This is a genomic window from Desulfothermus okinawensis JCM 13304 (assembly GCF_054654515.1).
In genome coordinates this window covers 1-974 of the sequence record NZ_BAAIEW010000062.1, presented here as the reverse complement: position 1 = coordinate 974, position 974 = coordinate 1, and the positions used below count along the sequence as shown (strand labels likewise).

1 protein-coding gene is annotated in these 974 nt (G+C 33.5%); it reads right to left on the bottom strand.

What is annotated here, in order from left to right:
- Nucleotides 1–882: ATP-binding protein (locus ACYQ0O_RS13000; RefSeq protein ID WP_459893755.1), on the bottom strand; the 882-nt coding region annotated here is incomplete at its 3' end.
- Nucleotides 883–974 lie beyond the last annotated feature (92 nt).

The following is a 974-nucleotide window of genomic DNA, read 5'->3' as shown; positions in this document are numbered from 1 at the left end:
TCTATTTTCTTTGATTAATTTAATCAAAAATGTAGGTGTTCCTGTATCAAACCAGTAGTTCTTAAATTTATATCCCTCTTCAATAAAATTTAATATGTCAAACGGGTTATATAGCTTGTCTTTTAAAAAATAATATCCATTATACCAATCTTTCACCTTGTCTAAATCAATACCTTTTAAATAGGGCAGAAATACAGTCTCAATGTCCCTTTGGGTATAGCCACATATGTTTCCAAATCTGGGATGCAGGGATATATCCTTTAACATATTTAGCCCACTGAATATTGATGCCTTGGAAAACTTGCTAACTCCTGTTAAAAATGCAAATCTAACATATGCATCATTGTCCTTTATTATTGAATAAAGCCCCCTTAAATACTCCCTGTTTTCCTTTGCCTGATCCCTGTTCTCTATTACATCAAGTATTGGTTTGTCATATTCATCTATTAATATAACCACCTTTTGATTGTATTTTTTAGTTGCTCTGTCTATGAGTTCTGAAAAACAGGCTGCCATGTCTTCTCTGTTCTCACATTGAATCCCCAAGGTCTCCTGGGCCTTTCTAAAATTTTCCCTGGCACAACTTTCAACTCCCTTTAAGGTTCGAAAATTCCCTGCCCAGCTAATCTTAATTACTGGATATTTTTTATCAAAATCCCACTTGTCATAAATGTATAGTCCCTTAAAAAGCTCTTTATTTCCCTCAAATATCTCCTTTAATGTATCGAGAAATAAGGACTTTCCAAATCTCCTTGGCCTAGATAAAAACACATATTTGTAGTTTTCTATTAACTCATATGCCTCTTTTGTCTTGTCTATGTAAACATACCCACCCTCTATTATCTCCCTGAAACTGGATATGCCTATTGGTAGTTTTTTCATAACATTTGCTCCAGGTACTTAAAATTTTACTTTCTCCATTTGACCCAATACTTCTTAAATTCTCAATTGATCTTCTCCCACTCAAAATTTAC